Below are 24,207 nucleotides of genomic sequence, written 5' to 3'. Positions count from 1 at the left end.
GTGCGCAAAATCAACAGCAGGCTGAATACTAAAAAGGGAGCCTGCCGCTCCCCTGATCATATTGACTGACATTCCAAAATCGCTTGATTTTTTCAATACGCTACTCCTCTCGTGCAGTCACTTCAACGAGATGATAGCCAAACTGGGTTTTAACCGGTCCCTGTACCTCGCCTACTGGCGCACTGAAAACCACGGTGTCAAATTCCTTCACCATCTGACCGGGGCCAAACTCACCCAGTTCTCCACCCTGCTTACCGGACGGACACAAAGAATGTTTTGCAGCCAAGTCACTGAATTGCGCACCATTTACAATTTCACTCCTCAATTCATTGCATTCGTCTTCAGTTTTGACCAGAATATGTCTTGCACTCGCTCTTGCCATTGATCTCTCCTGCTAATAATTAAAATAGATTGCACATTTAAGCATACATTTTCCATTCAATAAAATTTTCATCCATTTCCAACTTTTTTTGCAGACGAATGGCAACAGGATTGTCAGTGTTTTAACAAATCAGAGGACGCTACCCGTTTCACAATTTAGCTGTGAGAACCGGCGGTTAAAAGTGAGCAACTATACTGGCCCGTAATGCACGGGTTTCGATAGGGTGAAAATGCGTATCATTTTTGCCTTCCGCCGGCTCCCCAGGCAATCTCGATGTATAAAAATAATCAATAGCATGATCATGTGAATTCAATATATTAAACGCCTGCAATACAAGCTGCGCTCTTCTGCCGATTTTATACCCAAGCTGACCATTTAAAGTGATGGTTGGGTCGGTGCGTACGCTGTTATCTTCGGTCAGTGCTCGTTTTCCGAAGTAACGAAATTGCAGTCCGCCAAAAAATGGGCCCAGATTATTCAATGCAATTGCGGCTTTACCAACACCTCGTATTGCCTGAGGAATATGGTTGCCTGCGGGATCAAAATCTGTAAACCGCGCCCGGGTTATCGCATAATCAAGGTCAATCGTCAGCCATTCCAATGGCTTATAAAAAATTGAAGCTTCAAGTCCGTCCCGCCTGCTAGGCCTGGAAGCCTCGGTAGTCCCTGCATCACCAACAAACAGCAATTCTGAATCAATGTCTAGACGAAAAAAAGCAAGCGACGCCTGTATCCCTGACAATATTGCTGTTCTAAATCCTGTTTCAAACCCTGTTGAGCGCACTAGCGGATGCACTCGATCGATGGCTTCGCCTGTTTTGGGATCAATTGTCGTAGTTGTTCCACGCGCATCATTGCTGTGAAAACTGCTGCCATAATTAAAATAGTATTCCGTCTGCAGCCAGGGGCCCAGAATTACACTTAGTTTGGGGTTGGTCATACTGTCATATGCTTGACCCGAATTCACATTCAGATTACTGTTAACGTCAAACCAGTAAAAATCGCTGCGGACACCAGCTACTGTTCGAAATTTTTCCAGCCACTGCACGCTGTTCTGGTAATAAACCGCGATGCTGTTCTGTAAAATGTGATCCTTACGGGTAGTCGAGAGCGTTTTACGTTCTCTCGTTTTCAGCAATCCGTTATCAATGACATCATTTTGAAACTGAAAGCCGATGGAATTTTCCAACGCAAGACCGGCAAATTCATTAATCCATGCGTGACTCAAATCCAGCGCTGACTGGAAACGCTTGTCAATTTGCACAAACTGATCACCGTTGACCGGATCATCCAGAAAATAAGTAAAATTTGAAAATAACGCAAGATTGGTATGCAATGTATACAAATTGACCTTTGTGATACCGAAGTGGCTTTGATGCTCAACCGCAGTTGACAGGCTGAATCGATGCGCCTCGCCGCCATCGGTCGGGTCAATCGTATCCAGTCGCGAAATGAGATTATCAGCGACAGCCCGTTGAGGGATCTGATCAGTTGCATTCCACCGGCCACCGTAACCCATTGCAGTGACATTGAATCGGGTATTGCCCGTATTCTGGCTGTAACGCAAAACACTATTGAATTTTTTATATCTCTCCTTATTAGTCCACGGACCGTTTTTTCTGAGCAGTTCCAGTGCAAACAACGCATTGCCACCACCCATCGCCTGTGATTTAGCAACCACACCCCGATTGAAGCCCTGATCGCCAGCACTGAAACTGGCAATACCAGCAGGAAGCGTATCTAAGTACCGCATGTTAACAACACCCGCCGATGAAAAATCTCCTTGATTTGCGTAATAAGGTCCTTTCTGATACTGAACAGCGCTGACCAATTCCGGTATGACGAAATTTGTATCTGCCCACCCCTGCCCATGTCCATGTGAACGCTGATTGACCAGCATTCCGTCCACGATAACCCGTAAATCGGTACCATGGTCAAGATTGAATCCGCGCAAAAAATACTGATTAGCCTTACCTTCGCCGCTATGCTGTGTAACAATCAGGCCAGGCACTGTCTCCAGCAGCTCACCCGGACGGTATACCACGCGCTGGTCGAGTTGTTCTTTGAGCACCGTACCCTCATTCGCAGAATCGGCTACACCAATTAGTTCTCTGGTGTTCGCGCGCACCTCGATTTCACTCAGTGTTGGAATACCTGCTGCAATACTCGTATTGAATACAACGACCGCCATCGAGACCAGCAGAATTGCAAAGAAACCTTTCCCGAATCTGCTGGTATCAAAAGCAGAATTTGCATACTTACGTATCGGGTGCAGACATCTCTTTACACTTTGCAAATCCTACACCTCGTTTTTGACTGAGGCTCAGTCGTTCACAATGTGTTTGTGCTGTGTATACAATTGGCTGAAGCTTCGCATCGTATTTCTCAAAAACTTCAACCAGTACTTCTCCAAGGATATTGAGTACTCCCGATTTCATCGGAACAGGAGATTCAATGAAAATCATGACGCGTAATCAGTATGAAATATTTTTAATACTTCATACTTTAAAAGACTGTTACCCGTTTTTCAATGGACAGATTCCATTCATGGACTAAAGCAACACTTCGGTATGTATTTCCTACAATTGAAATTCTGTTTCAGGCACGTGGGTTACTGAGTCAAATCTGAAAAAGTTTTTGCTGAAAATTTTCAGCAAAAACTTTTTCAGTTCTGATTATTTACAAATAATATCGAATGCTTGTGTGAATTTTCTGGATTGAATAATTATATATTGCATTCAGATACCGGCAGCCAATTAACCAACAAGCCCTGGTCGTGCAATTGGCCTTCACCTGCATTCATGTAATAAAGATGATGGTCGGCCGAGGATACACCCAAATAAGCTTTAGTACCCGGATAATAGCGATAACTGTAAACGCCGGAAATTTGCGTAGTCGCGCCAGCAGGCGACAAAACTCCGAAATATTTCCCTTCCGCCCAATTAAAGAAACAGTCGATCTTTTCCTCGGATAGTTGATTGATATAATTATTGACAACTGCACGTCCGCCGGACAAAACCAAATCTGGGTATTCCAGGATTTTGAATTTCTCAAATGGATTACCCCTTACGGCGATTATGTCTGCCGGGGCATCCGGAGTCAATGTACCCAAGCCAGGAAGGCCAAGATCTTCCGCAGCTTTTGACGTTGCAGCTTTAATAACATTGACAACATCTGCGAAATCAACCTCTTCTCCGCTCAGCGCGTGTAACATGGTGTGCAACTCCTGTCCATTAATTCCCCAAGGAACATCATCATGCGCAATTTCGGAACCGTAAATTACCTTGGCGCCTTTCATACCAAGCTCGACCGCATTGCCGAACATATGCTCGCAAGTTGAATGGGTGTCGAGCGTAGTAACAACCGTAACACCGTCGTCCGTAATTCGTTGCAGCGAATCATCACTGATCTCAGCACACGGCATATGAACCAGCTCATCAACATTGGCATCCAGAGCACGAATTAAGCCAGATTCCTCGCCTACAAATGCCATTACACGTTTTCCAAGCGCATGTGCTTTGGTCACGATGGCTTGCGTAATCTCCGCAGAAAGCATTGGCCAAGGTGTAGCCGGAATCGGATTACCATGAGTCATCCAGTGTCTTCCTGGTTCGCCACCGGGTTCCAGAGAAATGACAATGGCTGATGCTCCCCCACTTACCAATTCCTGCACGACCGCTTCGGCTTCGGTTACTGATGAAACGGTAATTCCAATTTTGTCAAAGCCGCCATCACCACCGAAAATATTAAGTGGATAACCGTCAACAGCTTGAATAATAGGCCCCGCGCTTAATAATCGCAATGTGCCTTGACCGCCCTCCATCGCTTTCAAAGGACCGCCGACATCCTGTGCCGTCGTGATACCGTTTTTCAACACAACACTTTTATTGACATTCTGAAATGTAATGTGGCCGTGACGTTCGATAAAACCCGGCAATATGGTTGAATCTCCTAAATCCAATTGATTTGCGCACTGACTACTTAGCTCTGCCAAGGTACCGACTTGCTTGATCTTATTTCCTTCGATAAGAACAGCCTTGTTATCTTGGGGAAAATTGATACCGTCAAATAATCGTGCTGCAGTAAGAATCTGACATTCCGGAAGACCAGGCACTACCGTTGTAGATCCAGAATGATCCTCATTACCGTGCCCATGATCCTCATCGCCGTGCCCGTAAGCATTAAGGTTGATTCCCATTGAAAGAATTAGCAAGATCAATACATAATTTGTATTATGTAAAAAAATATTTTTATTTTTATTCATTTGAATAATGTATTTCCTTTAAATAACAGTGGGTTTTTATTGAAGCAGTGAAGACTTGTCCCAATAAATTGGAAACTAATCAATAAAAAAACTTCTTCAAATTATATTTATATCTGTAGTGAGAAAGAATTGTAATGTCAACCACTTTCATTGAAAATGTGACAAATTGTCGCATCCACGCATGTGAATACCTCATTGACCAAATAATGTCGCGCCAGTTCTTCACGCATTAGCGTAATTAATCCACATAAACGCCACGCACTTATCTGTTTGCGCATTCGTAACCTCAGTATTCTTTTTCAGATTCTGAAGCAGGATAAGACATAGCTGAAACCAGCTACCTTTTTGACGCGGTTAATAAAAAAGCCAATCGTGAACTGCGCAATCACTCTAACCCGATCAGAATTAAAGTCTTCAAGGAAGCTCCGAATCTATAAGCAATAGCTATTTGACCAACACAACACTACCTCAAAGTCTTTCAGATCATCACCAGGCGAAGCCAATTCTCGGTATTGTGGGCAACCAATGCACGTTCAAGGTTCTCTATTGGTAATAGCCGGACTTTTTCGTACCTCCCCACCCCCGCTTATCAAAATCTAATGCCCCGCGTCAGCAGCCAATGGAAGCACTACGCGCTTTAGCCTGTTTGTCTGAACGTGCTTGCCAGCCTAACAAGAATTATTCATATACGGTTTTTAGACTGACAACAGAAAGAAATCCATAGACATACTGATTTAAACTTTGTTATGTTATAACGTATCATAACCAAGCTTGATGAACTTTGATGATTAATTTCTCAAAATATACTTCCCTTTTGGATAAATGCGCTATATGTACTTCAGCAATCTGCGCCTTTCATTGTCTCAGCCTTCCTTTCTTGCTGAGTTTATTTCCGGGATTGGCTGTTTCTGTATTCGGACAAGAATTTTTTCATGAATTCTTGTTAGGGTTAGTTATCCCGCTTAGCCTCATCTCTCTTTCATCTAGCTGCAAACGACACAAGAGCTGGAGCGTCGCTCTATTAGGTCTGACCGGATTAATTGTTTTAATATTCACTGCAATTATGGGACAAGAAGCGTTGGGCAAGCACGTAGAACGTGCCACAACACTTATTGGCGCTTCATTGATCGCCGCTGGACACCTACGTAACTATGCGCTATGTCACCCCACCTGCAAGCATTAAACAGTTTTCAGTACTTTCGCTGCTTGCTTAAAATTAAATGCAAGTAGCAACCTGGCTACATGGCCGTTAAGAAGATTTCTTCAGTTCGTTCCACGCACCGCGAAGAACTCGAAGGGCGGATTTGGTAAACAACAGGAGCAGTATGATGGCCACCAGAATGTCTGGCCAGGCCGAACCAAATATCCATACACTGAATGACGCGATTAACACCGCGACACCGTCAAAAGTGTCGTTTCGGGAACACTCCCACACCGAAGACATGTTGATATCACTATGGCGAAAAGGGGTCAGAAGCCACAAACAGATGAGATTTGCGAAAAGATTGACTAAGGCTGCGATACCCATAGCCTCAACCATTGGAACCTCAAGATGCAGGAAATGCCGATAAATTTGAGTAGCGACGATTAATGCAGCTGCTGCGATGAGCACTCCCTTGAAAAGGGCTACTCTTGCTTTTGCCAAATGACTTGCTCCGACAACTGCGAGACTCAGTCCGTAGGTCAGTGCGTCACCAAGATTATCAAGCATGCCGGAGAGCAAGGATGATGAACCACTCAAAATCGAACCTGCGGCCATCACAACGAAAGAAACGACATTAATTAAAAGCACAATGATCAATACGCGTCGCTGCCGATATTCAAGCTCGGCGGCATCTAGGTGTCCATCGCAACAACTATCGCTCATTCACAGTATCCTGTAGTCACCTGTCGGCGGAATATTGTGGTGCCTGTAAAATGCGAAGCGCTTTCAGACATCCAACATGAATAACTTGTTGACTGTTTATTCTGCAACAAAAACAGATAAATACTCTCCATCAGAATAGTTTCTGATAAATCCTTTAGTTTTAGCAATGCTGTCTTTACAGGTTACCCGATCTTTAATTAAGTACCAATTGTCGTAAATGTGACGGTATTAGCACGCTCTTTAGCCAGTACATCTCCACCTAGTACTCTATCAATATGTTCGATAACTGTAAGGGCATCTTCGTATCTCCAAGCAATTTCATTGAGACCGATTGAACTCAGGTTGATTCCCTTGCCTTATAATTGTTCTGGTATGACCATTTCTTTTTACAGCCTGGGTAATTTCAAACAATTTCAGGCAAGAACGTTAACCCGCTTGATCTGAACCGGCAATAAGACAAACATTATTCCATCTCCACAAAGCGTTCATAGCGCTGCTTCAATTCCGGCATAACCTTCTCTGCCGCTGTATATCCCGATTCGAAAAGCTGCTCACCACGCGTAAAGTCGGCAAACGGAAAGGCTGAAGTATCCGGAGTCAACAGAAAATCGCTTTCTGACATATGCAATTTGGCCAATTCATGTGAGCTGACCTCAAGAACGCGGTTGAGTGTAGAGAAATATCCAACATGCTGCATTTCACTTTCAAGAGTATGCGCATTATTTTTGCCAAATGTAGGGTGCAATTTAGTTCCAACATCAACGGCGACAATATAGTCCGCACACTGTTTTCTGAGAACGGAACTTGGTACGTTGATCAATACGCCTCCATCCACAAGAGCAAGCCCGTCCCGCCAGATCGGCTTGCCAAAAACCGGATAATTAATACTCTCCAATATACTATTAACCGCTCCCCCGTTTGAACGGATAACTGCTTGGCCGCTGATCAGATCAGCTGAAATCGTGTGTACCGGCAACAACAATTGCTCGAGCATAAGGTCTTTCAAATATTTTCTTAACCTGTGCTCTATCAAACCAAACCTGAATAACGTCCACAGATAAAACTGGCTCATTTTAGGTATGAAGCGCATGAATCTGGGCGGTTGCATTTCATTGTTAAACAGGTTTAGCAAATGTTTTGGATTAAATCCTGCTCCAAGTCCCACGGCAATAATCGCGCCTGCGCTGGTGCCTGCGACACGGTCAAAATACAACCCATGCTCTTCAAACGCCGCAATAACACCAATATGCGCTAGACCATGTGCGCCACCGCCGCCCAGTGCCAGCCCCATGTGAACGTCTCTGGCAATATGATAGAGACGCGTTAGGTCTGCAGGCCGCATTTCATTGTTATACGCGCTATAGATACATCGTACCGCTTCAAGATCTGTCGGCATTACGTAGGTGGAATTATCCGCCAGGTTATAGGATTTTGATTGTATCCAGACAGTCTGGATGCGCCTTTTAAGTTCCAAATGCTGTTGAAGCATCGCTTCGGCCAGTTCAATAAACGCCTGTTTAGTTGGTCGATTCTGCTCAATCAACCACCAGATTCGTTCACATTGCAATAGCAGTTCCGCAGTTATCCGCCCCCCATGCAAATCGATAAACACATGGTCACAGCGTTTCGTGGCGGATATCAATTCCAGTAAAAATTTTGTTCTGTCAGTTGATGGATTTAATGTATGGATTGGAAAAGAATTTTTATGTGCAGTTAACTCCCAAAATGATAAGCGGTCAGTAAAAACTTCTATCGCTTTATTTTTCTGGGAAAAAAAATGCACAACGGAAGGCGCAATCAATGATGTCAATTCGGTGGTACGAATCAGTCCGATTATTCCCTGCTTATGGCGCACGATTTTTCGAGACTGAGCACCCAGCAACCATTTACCAATAGTACGGCTAAGCTTGATTGAAAACTCGGGCAAAGTTTTGGCCAGCTGATAAAAGTCACGCTTTGAAATCTCCAGCACTGTTGTATCCAAAACGGCCGTCGCTGTTGCGGCACGACGACCACCGATCAGCAATGACAGTTCGCCAAAATGATCACCCTGTTGCAGCATATTGACAACCCGTTCACTACCGTCCTCTTGGAGCATGCTTAAACGTACCCGCCCGAATAAAATAATAAACATGCTAGTACCTATATCACCCTGACGTATCAGTTTTTCACCGCTGATAAAGGTACGGCGCTTTGCTGCCGCCAATATTCTTTGCGTATCCTCGTTACTGAGCCCGCCCAACTCAATTGGCAAATCCTGTTTCTTGACGACCTTGTCATTCATTCACGGCATAACTCTCGAACATTGATTGCGGTATTCTTTCAGTTAATCAGAAAGCGATCAAGTTCAAACACAGGCATAAAAACGGCTGTTTGATACAACATTTGCTCTTAAAAATAAATTCCATCCAATAGCTGTGTAGCTAACGCTGCACATAAGAATGAGTGATCTCAAAATGTATCTATCGAGTTAGCAACTGATTATTATAGATACATATCACATATGAGGCATTCAGAGTTATAATTTTCCCGGATCTTTATCGAATATATAAAACTGTAAAAAGAAAGAATAATGCTCAGGAATACTTGTTTTGCTAACCTACTGATACTGATAGTCGCTAGTTGCGTTCTGCTCAACATCGCACCGGCAAGAGCCTCAACTGTTGACTGTTCTGAACACACCGCCCCTGCTACTTTTATTATAGATAATGGCTTGCTTTGCCTGCAGAAAATCATTATTGAAGAGCAGCCTGAAATGGCGTTTTACAACGCGTCTCTGGCATGGTCAGATACAAATAACCCCAATCAGTTCAGATTATTGAGTACAGGTCTGGATAAAAGCGCTGATCTAAACAGTCCGTCTTTTTCAACAATAAACGGTTTGCTTAGTTTGCCCAAAGTCGACGTGCCCGGCACCTACGGCACAGAACGTTATGTGGTCAATCTGGCCTTGGCCGACAAAACCGATTTTTCAATATTCGAGCTTGTATCCGTATCGGTGTACATCAACCCTGATTTTATTCCCAATGTTACCTGGAAGCCTTATGGAATGCTCGACAGGGAAGAGAAACATGCTGTCGATCTGCTGGGCCGTTCGCTGCCTTATGCAAATCTGGCAGACGCTGTCTATGATTTTGACAACACAGTCATCGATCGGTGGATACTGATCGAGACAAAAGATAACAACTCCGGAATGCAGGCAGGCGTTTACTATGATCCGAACACCGATGAAGTAGTGCTTGCTTTCCGTGGAACAGAAACCTGTGATTTTCCATGCTCTCTCAGCGAGCTTGCAGAACTTGCACTCGATACGGCAGCTGATACCTTGCTCACATTTGGACTTGTCGACACACAGTTCGAAGATGCCATGGACTATGCCCGAAATGTCGTCGAGCGTGCGCAAGGCAGACAGATCATTGTAACCGGACATTCCCTAGGTGGCGGGCTGGCGCAGGCGGTGGGTTCAGCATTCGGACTGGAAACATTCGCTTTTAACTCCGCACCGGTTCCAGATGATTTTTTCGACGATTATCCACCCGCACTACCACAGGAGACACTCAATGACATTATCCATGTACTCGCCGACATACACGATCCGGTTTCCAACACCGATGAAACCGGCAAATTCTATCGGAACGCAGCGCATGTTTCCTCGCTGATACAATTTGATTTTGATCTGAAAGAAATCCTGCCGCCGGAATTGCGGAAACTGAATGAACTCAGATTTAACCGTCACAGTATTACCACGCTTGTTGATAACGCATCCTCGCTTTTAATGCTTTATCAGGACGGATGGTAGCATCGAATATAAATGGATAGCATCCAATTGACGGTCGAACAGTTACAGATTGCGGGTATACTGCTGATAACTGCCGCATTGTTTTTATGGGGACGCTGGCGTCACGATATGGTTGCCGTTGGGGCATTGCTGGCCTGTACGATAACCGGTCTCGTCAGTTACACTGATGCTTTCCTGGGTTTCAGCCATCCCGCTGTTATTACAGTCGCGTGTATATTAATTCTTAGCGCTGGCCTGCAAAGCTCGGGAGCCGTTGACTGGCTGACAAGATGGCTGTTACCAGTAAAATCCGGCCCGACATTGTCAATGGTCGCACTGACCTGTCTGGCTGCTGTGCTTTCTGGTTTTATGAACAACGTGGGAGCGCTGGCAATTTTAATCCCGGTTGCATTGCAAATGGCGGCCAGACTGAATATGCCACCCGGACGAATACTGATGCCGGTTGCTTTCGGTTCAATTCTGGGTGGAATGACCACAATGATCGGCACACCGCCCAATCTGATTGTTTCGGGCATACGCGCAGAAACAACAGAACTGGGATATTTCTCCATGTTTGACTTTACACCTGTGGGGATAAGTGTTGCGATAGTGGGCGTATTGTTCATCACGCTCTTTGGCTGGCGACTCGTTCCTGAACGCAAGCAGGCGGGTTCCGAGGGTTTCGATCTCAGCGCCTACCTGACAGAAGCCCGGGTCCCTGAAGACAGCAAAGCCGTCGGCATGCGTTTGCACGAAGTCGAAGCCGCCCTGAGCGCAGCGGATGCGCAGGTTGTCGGCTTAGTGCGAAACGATGTTCGCGTAACACCGGCAAGTCTGAGTCGAAAAATCTACGCAAATGATATTCTGATTATCGAAGCGGAAGCGGAACCTCTTGCCAATGCCTTATCCAGTTTAGGTTTAGTACTGGAAGAAGCAAAAACTGAAGAACAGGCAAGCGACGAGGATAGTTCTGAGCACCAAGAAAACGAAAAAAAAGCATCGGCGCATAACGAACAGCCAGATAACGAAAAAGATAAAAAACCCGTATCCAGCGAACTCATTTTAGCGGAGTATGTCGTATTGCCAGCTTCGTTTCTGGTAAATCGATCGCCCAGCATGATAGCACTGCGAACGCATTATGGAGTTAATTTGCTCGCATTATCGCGAACCGGCAGTCGTACTATGGCGCGCTTGCGTACTATCCAATTCAGGGCCGGTGACGTACTGCTGTTACAGGGTCCACCTGATGCGCTTGCCGAATTTGCGGAAAACACGGGTTGCGTGCCACTTGCTGAGAGAACGCTGCGCTTTCCGGACAAACGTAAGGCTTTGTTGAGCGGCCTGATTTTGCTGTCGGCAATCGGTATTATTGTATCCGGAATCTTGCCGCCAGCCATTGCATTTTTGTGCGGTGTACTAGCTGTAACCGGGCTTCAGATCGTACCGCTTCGAAATGCATATCAGGTGATCGACTGGTCCGTCATTGTTTTACTGGCTGCACTTATACCGGTAGCAAGTGCAATGCAAAGCACCGGCGTAGCTGATTTGATTGCGCGCGGGTTACTAGAAAGCCTGGCACAAGGACATGCCATTATTGCACTGGGATTGATACTGATCGTTACCATGACATTATCGGATGTCATGAACAATGCGGCTACAGCAGCGGTCATGTGCCCGATTGCGTTAGGCACCGCCAATCAGCTTGGCGTCAACCACGATGCCTTTCTGATGGCTGTTGCAGTAGGCGCCTCATGCGCTTTTCTGACACCGATCGGCCATCAAAATAATACATTGATACTCGGTCCGGGCGGTTTCCGTTTTGGCGATTACTGGCGGCTTGGACTGCCTTTGGAAATCCTGGTTGTCAGCGTCAGTATTCCCATGCTTATTTGGGTCTGGCCGCTATAAGAACAATTGTACCGGGGATTAGCAGCCAATTCCGGTCAAATAAAAGGAATAAGAGCATTGAATTCATGGTTTCAATCAACAGGATAATTATTTTTTGGGTGCTATCGCTGGGCTGGCTGGTATCTGCCCATCATGCTGGCGGAATGATCCCCGACCAGCAGCTCTGGTTTGTTTTACTGGTGACCCTTTTGTTCGGCCTGCCATTGTATATGGCAGCAACTTATTCAGTAACTATTCAACGAATTCATCGCGCTAATCAGTTTCGCAGTCCCGGCATTTTATACTGGTTTTTGAACAAACGGTTCATGCCATATATCGGTTGGGCGCTCTGGTCTGTCACATTCACTTTTTTGCTGGTGTTTTATCTGGGCGTTACAAAAAAAATCGAGTGGATCGTCTTTCTTCTGACCGTCCCGGTGTTTTCATGTTTTCACGCGGTTTTCGCACCGCTGGCAGCACGGGAATTCAGACCTTATATCGCATTACACAAATCACTGATTTGGACGCGCTGGGCAACAGCACTGGCAATGGCCGCTTTTTATGTACTTTATATCAAATTGGCAAGCAGATATCCGTCCTATGCTTCGTTATCCGCAGCAATTGAAGCGAACAGTCAGGGTATCACGGGCACAAGCCAGAGCATCTTGATACTGGAAGTCACTCGCCTGCTTGGATTTATCGAGGGGCTGAAAGCATATGCACTAGGGAACCTGCATTCATTCAGCGATATTATTTTTCTGCTTGCGGTTTTTCTTTGCAGCGCCGTTCTTTTCTACAATATAGCACTTGCCATCTCCAGTTTTATGGTGCCGCTATCCGAATATCGCCGTGTGCTAACACCATTGCAGGACGTGGATGCGCCTTCGCGTATTCCGCCACGTTCACTGGCCGTTTCCTCTGCACTGCTAACTTTTTTCATGCTGTTTATTTACGTACCGTCAACTGTGTATATCGATGCTTGGCTGCGTTCAACACCCGAGGTTGTAGAGCGCCTGCATGATACGCAACGTACCGTTACAACAAAAATCGAATCATTGGAGAAAATTGGTGACGATTATTACAAACCGGGCACCATCGCTCAAACACGACAGGCCTACTTCGAGATTGTTAATGAGCTTGAGGCATCAGTTCTTCAACTTAAAAAAACATCAGATCAGAGTTTTATGCTTATGGCACAAAATGTGGATGACTATCTGGACTGGTATTACAGTCTGCCTGGAGAATATGAACGAATCGTAGCACTGGCAACTGGCAAACTGGAGCTCTGGATGACAGAAAAACTCGAGGCATACCTGATGCAAGGCAATGCATTTGGCCCGGTACAACAGTCCATAGAAGACGCATTGCGCAAGAATGAACAGCTGCGTGCCGAATATCTTGATAAAATCAGCGTAATACTCGCCGAAAACCAGATTGAACCGGTAACTCAGCAACCTGAAGTCATTCAATATTCCCCACTGGATGCCATCAAGGAACCACCCAGCAACAGCGTTATCATCAATTTGGAGAACCGGTTGCTGATTTCGGGCGGTATCGGTGCGGCTGGTGCGATCACCGGCGCGATTGCCGGCAAGGTCACAGGAAAAGTCATTGCCAAAGGCGCAATCAGCCTGGGTGCCAAGGCATTGGTTAAGGTTGCCGCCGGCAAAGCGGCCAGCGTGCTCGGGGGAGCAGCTGCCGGCGCTGCCAGCGGCGCCGCTATCGGCTCTGTTTTTCCCGGTATTGGCACTGCAATCGGTGCAGCACTTGGCGGAATCATAGGCGGCATATCAGTCGGCCTCGGTGTCGAGCATCTGCTGCTTAAACTGGAAGAACACTATTCACGCGATGAATTTAAAAAACAGATCCTTGATGCCATTGATGAGGCGCAGTTGGAATTCGAGGAATCATTGGGCATGCCCAATCATGATTCTAAAACCAATACCCCTTGAACTGAACATGACAAGTATCCCAGAACCTGAAAAATTTCATTGTACAACACTGGGACAAACTGATTTACGGACAGTGGCCTGTTTTCAGACTGGACACCAGTATAGGAAAGACGACAATGTTTTTCCGGGAACAAATGAAAAATCCGGATTGAAGGAGAATATGCGTGCAGATTAAAGGCCCAGCCAGCCTCATTTTGCCCGGAGGAGGCGCCCTTGCTGCGTACCAGGTCGGTGTATTAAAAGCCATAGCCGAACTATTTGGCAGCAGATGCTTGCCATTCGAGTCGATATCTGGGGTCAGTGCTGGCGCATTAAATGCAACGGCTCTTGCCCAGGATGCAGACAATTTTTTTGACGCGGTATTACGTTTGGAACGCATCTGGACCGGATTGTATACACACAATGTATTCACACTGGACTACAATTTGATGCGCGGCTTCATGACAAAAAGTAACAAACCCCCCTCGTTTCTCAATGTTGCTCCCCTGGCTGAACTGTTACAGCGCGAGCTAGGAAATGACCGGCTGGTTGAAGCACAGTTGAAGAAAGGTCATCTCAAAGGACTGGCGGTTACCGCCTCAAACTATTCAACTGGAGAAGCCACGACTTTTTTTGAATCAAGTATTGAATCACTCTATTGGCACGATCATCGACGTGATAGTGTTCGTACCAGAATCGGAGTACCTCATTTGCTGGCGTCCGCCGCGCTACCGCTTTTGTTTCCACCGCAACGTATCGGTAACGAATATTTCGTTGATGGATCATTACGTATGACCGAACCATTGCGGCCAGCCATCAAAATGGGGGCTGACAGAATCCTGGTAATTGGCGTACGCAATGAGACACTCCCCCTTGGAGACGAAGGTGACTACCAGCCCGGTGTTGCCGAAATCGCCGGCTTTACACTTGATTCCCTGTTTGCCGAAAACCTGAACACTGACATAGAGCGCATGCAGCAAATCAATCATATGCTCGGTCATATGAATTGGTGGCAACGCAAGAAAACCGGTCTCAGAAAAACCAAAGTGATGGTTATCCGCCCATCCCAAGACTTGCGCGTTATCGCAGCACGGTATGCTGTTAAACTACCGCGTGGAATTCGCCTGTTTCTGCGTACTGTTGGTGGTTGGGGCCATGAATGGCGATTGCCAAGTTTTTTGTTGTTTGAAGGTGTTTTCGCCCGTGAACTTATAAATCTTGGTTATGATGACGGCCTAAGGCAACGGCCCAAAATCAATGATTTTTTTAGCTAAGGAACTGCCAGACCCTTTGAATCAGCCCACTTTGAATCAGCCCGTGAACCACAATTCCACAGCCATTCTCAGCTCTGCCAAAAGAGGAATGAGCGGCGACAACACACCCTGAGACTGTTGATTCTTTTTGAGCTTAAAGGATGCTATTGAGACTGATTCTAATCCGCCGTCTACAGAAAAAGCTACAAATACTGAACACGCTTGCACAATCAATTGTTTCAAACATATATACAACATGTTTAGACGTTAATTTGTGGCCGCGATTAGTTTATAATTTAATTATCTATCAAGCCATTCGTTACCTTTTGACAAGATGACGTCTTAAAACAATACTCAATGAATAATCTGAACAGCCTGCGTAAAACCAAAATCGTTGCAACCATCGGCCCGGCCTGTGACTCTCCCGATATTCTGAAGAAAATGATTGCTGCGGGCATGAATGTCGCCCGTCTGAATCTGTCCCATGGCTCTATCGAAGAACATCAGGCCAGACTGGATCGGATTCGAGATACTGCCAGTGAGATGGGAGTACATCTGGCCATAATGGTCGACACTCGAGGAATCGAAATTCGAACCGGGAAGCTTGAAAACAACTCGGCAGAACTTGTGCGCGGTGCAAAATTTATCTTGTACACCGATGGACGTATCGGTACCGATAAGGGCGTCTCCGTAACCTATAGAAACCTGCCAAGAGAGGTAAAATCCGGCATTCCAATTCTGATAGACGATGGAGCGATCGAGCTTGAAGTAACATCCATCGTGGATAACGAAATTATCTGCCAGATCATCCATGGCGGCGTTTTAAAGGAAAACAAAAGCGTCAATCTACCAGACACTGAATTGGCTGTCAGTGCAGTAAGTCCCGAATTCAGGGATGATATTGTACGGGAAATTAATTTTGCAGCTGACAATGATGTAGACTACCTGGCTGCATCTTTTGTACAAAGTGCGGAGGATATCCATCGTATTCGGGATATTTTTCTGGAAACTGATCGTCGCACACCGATCATTGCAAAAATCGAAAACAAAGCAGGTATCAAGCACCTTGAGGACATCGTAAAAGCAGCAGATGGTGTAATGGTGGCACGTGGTGATCTCGGTGTTGAGTTGCCGCTCGCAGAAGTACCCGGATTCCAGAAAAAAATCATCCGTACCACAGTAATGAATGGAAAGCCGGTGATAACCGCCACCGAGATGCTGGCCTCCATGGAACGCAATCCCAAACCAACCCGCGCCGAAGCCAGCGATGTGGCCAATGCGATTCTTGACGGCACATCAGCAGTCATGCTCTCCGGAGAGACCGCGATAGGCAAATTTCCGGTAGAAGCGGTACGGACCATGTCGATTCTCGCCCAGCGAGCAGAAGCATCACTGAATGAATATGGGTATTTGCAAAAAACCCGTATGGATCCGGTGAATATTATTCCAGAGGTAGTCAGCCAGTCAGCGGTAAACATGGCTGAAAAGCTCCAGGCTGTTGCTATTTTCAGCCTTACTGAAACCGGACTGACATCCCGCCTGATTTCCAAAAACCGCCCTGCCTGCCCGATCCTGGCAGTAACCTATTCTCCCCTTGTAGCGCGACGCCTATCCATGAACTGGGGCGTTATCCCGCTGCTCTGCGAGGAAGGCAGTGACGACAGCGCCAAACTGGATTTTGCAATAAACCGGGCCAAGAAGCTGGGTTACATCAAAGCAGGAGATGTCGTTGTCGTAACAGCAGGCACTCAACATCGAGTCGGTGGTACCGACCTTATTCGCGTACTGAAAGTATAAAATTTTTAATTCTGACCAGATTAGTCTGCAGTCCAAGCATTACGGTTATAAGAGGTCATGGCTATAAAAGTCTCGGCCAATCGGTTGGCATCCTGCCTACAGTGCACACAACTCTATCCTGATCATCAATAATCACTATATAACTGTTGTTTGATTGCAAGTTTATCCTGGAAATCTCATCTCGTCTTCTATCGATAAGATTGTCTCAAACCATTAACTATAACCCTTCCGGCTACAGTCTGGAAGGAGGGGGCAGATGACTATCAACTTCAAACCGACATCTACAACCTACACAACAAGATATTACAATACAAAATTTTATATTTTATCCGATAACAGAAATCTCAGCTCGATTTCAATTAAACTTAATTACTGATTACAGCCATAATTCTGTAAAAACAGATTGTAATATCTCCATCACATCCTGTGAAATAACCGCATCTTCACCACTCGGCGCAGAATATGATGACATTGCAGAAACTAGCTGATCAACTTCTTCATTCGACAGCGATGCTGAACCAGCATAAATCTGATCCAATTTGTATGAATTGTTAAAATACCAGTTGCTGATCGTTATCTGATCATTTGTACCAACCACATTTATTTTCAGATCATTCGAACTGCGGCTAAACCAAAGATTTTCATACGATATATTGACAAATTGAAGCACATCGATACTTAACGCATTTGCATCATAATTGCTTATTGAATCTATGCCATCACCCATTGCAAAGACATAAGTATCGTTACCCGCACCACCATCCAGCGTATCATTGCTGCCCGTACCACCGCTAAGAATATCATCACCCGAGCTTCCGTACAGTCGGTCTGCCCCTTCTCCACCTTCAAGCATATCATTACCGTCATAACCGTTCAGGTAATCATCTCCGGTACCGCCATACAAAGTATCATTACCGCTTTTGCCATAGATCGTATCATTCCCACCCAAACCATCTATCGTATCTTCATCTGCAAAGCCGTTAATGACGTCTACACCATCGGTACCCTGAAGCACTTTTTGCATCACGGCATCTGGATTCCAGCTGGTGCCGTCGGCAAATTCGATTACATCCAGCCTGTATGATGGATGCGCCGTATCCAGGTAGAAAAAGTATGAAACCGTGATTTTCTCACCAGTACTCTGTAGCGTTAGCGCAAGATCGTAACTCCCGGTTCGGGCCGCTAAAATATCATCGGGTGAAATACCCGAATCAAAGCGCAAAATATCTTGGCTGTTTGCACCGGTGTCATAGTTACTGATCATGGTATTACCATCACCTGCCGCAAACAGGTAGGTATCATTACCCGCACCACCGTTCAGCGTATCGCTACTACCCGTGCCACCACTTAGAATATCGTCACCCGAACCACCATAAAGCCGATCGTTACCGTTTCCACCTTCAAGCATATCATTACCGTCATAACCGTTCAGGTAATCATCTCCGGTACCGCCATACAAAGTATCATTACCGCTTTTGCCATAGATCGTATCATTCCCACCCAAACCATCTATCGTATCTTCATCTGCAGAGCCGTTAATGACGTCTACACCATCGGTACCCTGAAGCACTTTTTGCATCACGGCATCTGGATTCCAGCTGGTGCCGTCGGCAAATTCGATTACATCCAGCCTGTATGATGGATGCGCCGTATCCAGGTAGAAAAAGTATGAAACCGTGATTTTCTCACCAGTACTCTGTAGCGTTAGCGCAAGATCGTAACTCCCGGTTCGGGTCGCTAAAATATCATCGGGTGAAATACCCGAATCAAAGCGCAAAATATCTTGGCTGTTTGCACCGGTGTCATAGTTACTGATCATGGTATTACCATCACCTGCCGCAAACAGGTAGGTATCATTGCCTGCACCACCATCTAGCGAGTCATTGCTGCCAGAACCGCCGCTGAGTATATCATCACCTGAGTTCCCATAGAGCCTGTCCGCACCATCACCTCCGTCAATTACATCATTGCCGTCCCCACCATACAACGTATCATTACCGCCTAGACCGTTAATAGTATCATCTGAAACGAAACCAATAATACTGTCATTTCCTTCAGTTCCCATCAGTGCCATTAGCGCTAGGGCTGTGCTATCCCAACTGGTACCATCGGCGAATTCAACGGCATTGAGCATGTATTGGTTGCCGGCGATGAAATGATTCTTTACAGTAATGATTTCACTAGTACTTTCTACAGAAAGTTTCAGATCATTACCAAATCGGGATACCAGTACAATACCTGGGCCAATTCCGGTATCAAATCGCAACACATCGTGACGGCTTGCACCGGTATCGTAATTGTTGACGGTTGTCTTCCCATCACCTGCCGCAAACAGGTAGACATCATTGCCTGCGCCGCCATCTAATGTGTCATTACTACCAGAATTGCCGCTGAGTGTATCATCACCGGCACCACCGTAAACTTGGTCTGCACCATCTCCACCGTTAATAACGTCGTTGCCACCATCACCGCGTAATATGTCGTTACCATCCAGACCGTTGATTGTGTCATCTGTCGCAAAACCGGTGATATAGTCCGCGCCTTCCGTACCTGTCAGCACCAAAAATGCAAGGACTTCAGTGTCCCAGCTAGTTGCGTCGATAAACTCAACTGAATTGAGTTTGTATTGATCACCATAGAAATGATATTGTACTGTGATGATTTCACCGGTACTTAGCACCGTCAGATACAAATTTTGACCGACTCGTGATACCAGCACGTCATCAGGGTTAATATCCGTACCAAAACGCAAAACGTCATTGCTGTTTGTGTCGGTATTATAATTACTGATGGTAGTATTGCCATCACCAGCCGAGAACAGGTAAATATCGTTACCTTCATCACCACTTAAAATATCATTGCTACCAGCACCACCACTGAGAGTATCGTCACCCATACCCCCGTGGACTGAGTCACTACCGTCACCGCCTAAGAGTGTATCGTTTCCGCCAACGCCATATAGATAGTCGTTTCCCAAACCACCATATATGGTGTCGTTACCTTCTCCGCCATTTATCGTGTCTTCACCACCCAGACCATTAATAATGTCGTCTGAAGTAAATCCGTACATGGTATCGTTACCATCCGTACCGGTTAACGCCAATTGTTTAACTGTTGATGAATCCCAACTGGTACCATCACTGAATTCAATCGCATCCAGCATATAGCTACTGTTGGTATCCAGATAAAAATAATTGGTGACTGTGATTCGTTCTCCGGTTGTCAGTATTGTCAATAACAAACTATACGTATCGCGCGATACCGTTACATCAGCCGGCGTGATTCCTTCCATAAACCGTAGAACATCATGACTGTCTCCCTTATCATGGTTATTAATGGCAGTGTTACCATCACCTGCTGCGTACAGATAGGTATCATTGCCTACATCACCCCTCAAATGATCATTAGCACCGGTGCCACCGCGCAAGATATCATCGCCAGCACCTCCAAAAAGCATATCGGTGCCGTCACCGCCATCCAAATTGTCACTGCCGTCAGCACCATATAAACCATCATTGCCAGCACCACCTGATAATACGTCGTTGCCTTCACCGCCAGTTAATGAATCATTACCATCACCACCACTCAGGTTATCGTTACCACTGGTTCCGGCAATGATGTCATCCCCGGCTAAACCGTCAATAATATCGTCTGTCTCGAATCCCGTTAGATTGTCGTCACCAGTTGTACTTTCTATTACCAGCGATCTAATCGTTGAAATATCCCAACTGGTTCCGTCTCTGAATTCGATAGTGTCCAGCACATATGTACCGGCAAGATCACCATAGAAGTAATTAAAAATCGATACTACTTCTCCAGTGGTTTCTACGATTAAATCCAGACTGTTTAGGTTACGCGCCGCTGAGACGTTTTCCGGTGTTATACCTCCCAAAAAACGTAATACATCATGGTTATCGTCCCCATAATTATTATTAATGGATATATCGCCGTCGCCCGGTGCAAAGAGATACGTGTCGTTACCACGGTCGCCGCGCAAATGATCGTTTTTTCCACCGCCACCGCGCAGGATGTCATCACCGTTACCACCCACCAGTAAATCACGGCCGTCTCCACCAAACAGGATATCGTCCCCGCTACTGCCGCTTAAATTGTCGTTACCGGCACCGCCGTTCAGAATATCATTACCGATAAACCCGGATATGCTGGCATCGCCCGGTTCACTGAAAACAATATCGTCGTTCGCACTGGTCATCTGATTGTGCCAGATAATACTCACACCCAGATCCTGCAGAATCGCACTGGATTGTTCACCAGCAGCGTCCGCATCAATCCAGTCTCTCAACAAATCCAGACCGTTCCAACCCTTATCCTGCAATATTTCACCGGCATATTTATTCAGTTCGATCAAATCAGCCAATGCAGCCGCAGGGTCAGCCGCTTTTTGACTGTCCAGCAATGCATCCATCGCCGAAAAATCCACGTAAACTTCGGATGATTCATTCACTTTTAGCGCGATTTCATCCAGATATGGTGAAAGCCGCGTTTGCAGAATCAAGCTGCCATAGACAGATTCTTTCAATAATTCATAGCTTTGTTGCATAAACTCGATCTGCTGGGTTGACAAGGTAACATAGAATCTTTTCGTTCCCAGCATGCCGGGTACCGGATTGACCGTATTGCTGAATCCATTACCCAATGTCACCTTGTCAGCATCGACAGTCACGAAAGGTGTGCCGTTAAATCGCTCCAGAATACTGATAATCTCAACAATCTCTTGCTGTTGTTGCAACATCTGTTGGTATTCAGTGCGCGCTTCAGCGCTGAGCGAATCCAGAAATGCGGTGTCCGTGGTGTTCCAGTAAGCCAGGTGCGCATCATGATCCGACCACGACTGACCGGGCACCAGGTATAACAATAAAAAATTCTGGTCGGCGGCCTGCTCGATGCTGGTTTTCATCGTAGACGTCTGCGCCCAGGCGGATAACAAATCATCAAGTAAGGCCCGTTGGCCAGCAAGACTGCTTTGACTGGCATAGTTTGTCAACACACTTGCCAAAGCTGGCGACAGACTGACTGCCTCACGCAAATCGCGTACTAAGCCGGATGCTTTGCTATCGGGCAGATTTTTAGCTTCTTCGGTCAACGGAATACTGATGGTAAATTCACGGTAAAACGAATTGTTCGCCAAATCCAGATTGCCCGTCTGCCCCTCGCCATCGACGGTTAAATGCGCTGCTGCTGCCGTTTGCACATTGCCGTTGCCGAAGTTAACATTCTGGTTGGTGGCATTCAGGTCGATACTGACAATGCCGAGTTCTGCCAGGGAAAACAATTCTTTAGCGGCTGAAATCCCGTTCTGGTTGAAATCGCGCCAAACCTGAACCAATGCAAACGCTTCATCGCTCGCACCAAACACTCCATCAGCATTTGAATCCAGATCGCCCAACGCATCGAATCCGTCAGTCGCCAATGCGCCACTGGTTTTTACCGTATCAACCCCGAACAATTCCGCACCGGTATCGATCGTACCATTTTCATTACGATCAAGTACCAGGAAACCGTCATCACTTTTAACCCAGCCTGTACCGGTTCTAATACCGTCGCCATCGTGATCAAAGACCACCACAGTATTTCCAATGCCAATGGTTTCGATACCGTCGTTATCAAGATCGAGCACCAGTGGATCTGTGCGAGGTGGCATCCAGTTTTTAGATTGGTTATAGTTTGTGTTGATATCGTCGTAAAGTCCAAGAGGATCCCAATTTCGTAATAAATTAGCCCCAAATGTAAATCCAATCCAATTCCAGAAAGGTATTGTTTCGCCATAAAATAAAAATGCTATGCCCAATTTTTTTGTTACAGGATCAGGTGATGGGTTCGATAATAAGTTGGCTCCAACAGCTGTCGATAATGCAGCCACATCATCCCAATCAAACTCTAAATCAAGAAATTCTACAAAAATATTTACGCCAGCAAGCTGCCTAGCAATTGCTCCCATTGCTCCACTGGCAGCCTCGTTTCCAGCAATATTCACAACGTAGGAAGCGATGACTGTTACTGCTGACATAGTGCCAAGAGAAAGAGAAGGCGCGCCTTCTCTTGTCATTTGCTCCGTCGCAACAGCGACTGAAGTAGCTTCACCTCCATTTTGAATAGCTTCGTCAATTTTACTTGCTATGGGCCGAGCTAAATCTGCAACTTGTTGCGGTGTATATTTTGCCACTTACTCGCCTCCACTAAGCGCGGGTATTTTAGCTGCCTCCGTTTGTATAAATCTGATCCACATATCAATTAAAAATATAATTGAACCAAAAACTACAATATTTGAAACGGTCGATGCCCATTTACTATCTTTTTCTCTATTGCCCGTTTTTCTTGGGAGAAAACCATCCATTTTGAGGATAATTCCTCCTTTTTTTAAAAAATATTTGCATATCATCGCCAGTATTATTATTGGCAAATAAAATAGAAATGGACTGTTTATCATTTGTGGTTCTCCATTTAAGTTGTTACAACCCAGAATAGAAACAATGCATAAATCATATAACCTAATTATATTGAATCGATACTTATTATTACTTTCATTGATAAACCAAATGATCCAATCGATTCATGAACGAGCTTGTCGATTTTCATACATTTTTTTAAATCAGCACCAGAACTGTAGGTTAATTTGAGATTTTGTAACTGGAAGGCGGCTGCATTACGCTAAGCAGCTGTTTCAAGAATGATAGTTTTGCTGCAATATATAAATTTATTTGCTATAAAAAAATAATCGTAAATACCGCTTGCTTGGTTATGGTTAGCATCTAATTTCACAGGCCTATTCTTCACAAGATTTACAGGCACAGTTCTTAAACCAGCAAATTTTACGAACAATAGCAGTAGCAAAGCTTCTTTCTAATTTTTTTTACGATCCTAGATAGTGTCGTCATAAGATACTAGCCCAAATAGCGATGCACCGTATATGGACAGCCGCCAGAAACGATGCGGCATTCTTTGCGTATCGTGTTGCAATGCCTCTCCAACGCTTCAGATGTAAGAATGCATTTTCCACTAAATGTCGATATTGGTATAAGTTTTTATC

General features: G+C 45.5%; 14 protein-coding genes and 1 pseudogene. 7 read left to right on the top strand and 8 right to left on the bottom strand.

Translation table 11 applies throughout. The annotated features are described in order from the left end of the window. Positions 1-100 precede the first annotated feature (100 nt). The 3 genes from BMY62_RS02660 to BMY62_RS02645 form a co-directional block, all read right to left on the bottom strand. Positions 101-382, bottom strand: coding sequence for a peptidylprolyl isomerase (locus BMY62_RS02660; RefSeq protein WP_090656238.1), 282 nt, complete (start codon positions 380-382; stop codon positions 101-103). A 175-nt stretch (positions 383-557) separates the two neighbouring features. Further along, a complete protein-coding gene (locus tag BMY62_RS02655; RefSeq protein ID WP_090656235.1) occupies positions 558-2,573 on the bottom strand; it encodes a TonB-dependent receptor in 2,016 nt (671 codons plus the stop codon). A 534-nt stretch (positions 2,574-3,107) separates the two neighbouring features. After that, the gene (locus BMY62_RS02645) at positions 3,108-4,646 is read right to left on the bottom strand and encodes an amidohydrolase family protein (RefSeq protein WP_090656230.1); all 1,539 of its coding nucleotides are present in this window, start codon (positions 4,644-4,646) and stop codon (positions 3,108-3,110) included. Between the two features lie 784 nt (positions 4,647-5,430). Here BMY62_RS02645 and BMY62_RS16670 point away from each other — a divergent pair. Further along, positions 5,431-5,829, top strand: coding sequence for a MerC domain-containing protein (locus BMY62_RS16670; RefSeq protein ID WP_090656227.1), 399 nt, complete (start codon positions 5,431-5,433; stop codon positions 5,827-5,829). A gap of 66 nt (positions 5,830-5,895) precedes the next feature. Here the strand turns inward: BMY62_RS16670 and BMY62_RS02635 are convergent, their stop codons facing one another. After that, complete coding sequence (locus BMY62_RS02635; protein WP_090656223.1) at positions 5,896-6,513, bottom strand: cation efflux transmembrane domain-containing protein; 618 nt, start codon at positions 6,511-6,513, stop codon at positions 5,896-5,898. A 463-nt stretch (positions 6,514-6,976) separates the two neighbouring features. After that, positions 6,977-8,797, bottom strand: coding sequence for a patatin-like phospholipase family protein (locus tag BMY62_RS02630; protein ID WP_090656217.1), 1,821 nt, complete (start codon positions 8,795-8,797; stop codon positions 6,977-6,979). 471 nt (positions 8,798-9,268) lie between these two features. Between BMY62_RS02630 and BMY62_RS02625 the strand changes: the two genes are divergently transcribed. The 6 genes from BMY62_RS02625 (at position 9,269) to pyk (ending at position 17,159) form a co-directional block, all read left to right on the top strand. Next, on the top strand, positions 9,269-10,312 hold the full coding sequence (locus tag BMY62_RS02625; protein ID WP_256207398.1) for an alpha/beta hydrolase: 1,044 nt from the start codon (positions 9,269-9,271) through the stop codon (positions 10,310-10,312). A gap of 12 nt (positions 10,313-10,324) precedes the next feature. Then, complete coding sequence (locus BMY62_RS02620; RefSeq protein ID WP_218142925.1) at positions 10,325-12,199, top strand: SLC13 family permease; 1,875 nt, start codon at positions 10,325-10,327, stop codon at positions 12,197-12,199. Between the two features lie 65 nt (positions 12,200-12,264). Further along, entirely contained in the window at positions 12,265-14,130 is a 1,866-nt protein-coding gene (locus BMY62_RS02615) for a hypothetical protein (protein ID WP_090656213.1), read from the top strand. A 7-nt stretch (positions 14,131-14,137) separates the two neighbouring features. After that, positions 14,138-14,305 carry a hypothetical protein gene (locus BMY62_RS16320; RefSeq protein ID WP_218142924.1) on the top strand — a complete coding sequence of 56 codons (168 nt, stop codon included), beginning with the start codon at positions 14,138-14,140 and terminating at the stop codon, positions 14,303-14,305. After that, positions 14,295-15,383, top strand: coding sequence for a patatin-like phospholipase family protein (locus BMY62_RS02610; protein ID WP_177170270.1), 1,089 nt, complete (start codon positions 14,295-14,297; stop codon positions 15,381-15,383). The genes BMY62_RS16320 and BMY62_RS02610 overlap by 11 nt, the downstream gene beginning before the upstream one ends. 336 nt (positions 15,384-15,719) lie before the next feature. Then, a complete protein-coding gene (gene pyk, locus BMY62_RS02605) occupies positions 15,720-17,159 on the top strand; it encodes a pyruvate kinase (RefSeq protein ID WP_090656208.1) in 1,440 nt (479 codons plus the stop codon). Between the two features lie 376 nt (positions 17,160-17,535). Here pyk and BMY62_RS02600 read toward each other — a convergent pair whose 3' ends face one another. The 3 genes and pseudogenes from BMY62_RS02600 to BMY62_RS02590 all read right to left on the bottom strand — a co-directional run. Continuing rightward, on the bottom strand, positions 17,536-23,343 hold the full coding sequence (locus BMY62_RS02600) for a calcium-binding protein (protein ID WP_090656204.1): 5,808 nt from the start codon (positions 23,341-23,343) through the stop codon (positions 17,536-17,538). Then, entirely contained in the window at positions 23,344-23,607 is a 264-nt protein-coding gene (locus BMY62_RS02595) for a hypothetical protein (protein WP_090656202.1), read from the bottom strand. A 444-nt stretch (positions 23,608-24,051) separates the two neighbouring features. Beyond that, positions 24,052-24,207 (bottom strand): annotated as a pseudogene (locus BMY62_RS02590) (IS5/IS1182 family transposase); the annotation flags it as partial.

Source organism: Nitrosomonas marina, assembly GCF_900111605.1.
Lineage (GTDB): Bacteria > Pseudomonadota > Gammaproteobacteria > Burkholderiales > Nitrosomonadaceae > Nitrosomonas > Nitrosomonas marina_A.
Note: the sequence above shows the minus strand (reverse complement) of the source record. Positions and strands in the feature narration are given on the sequence as shown.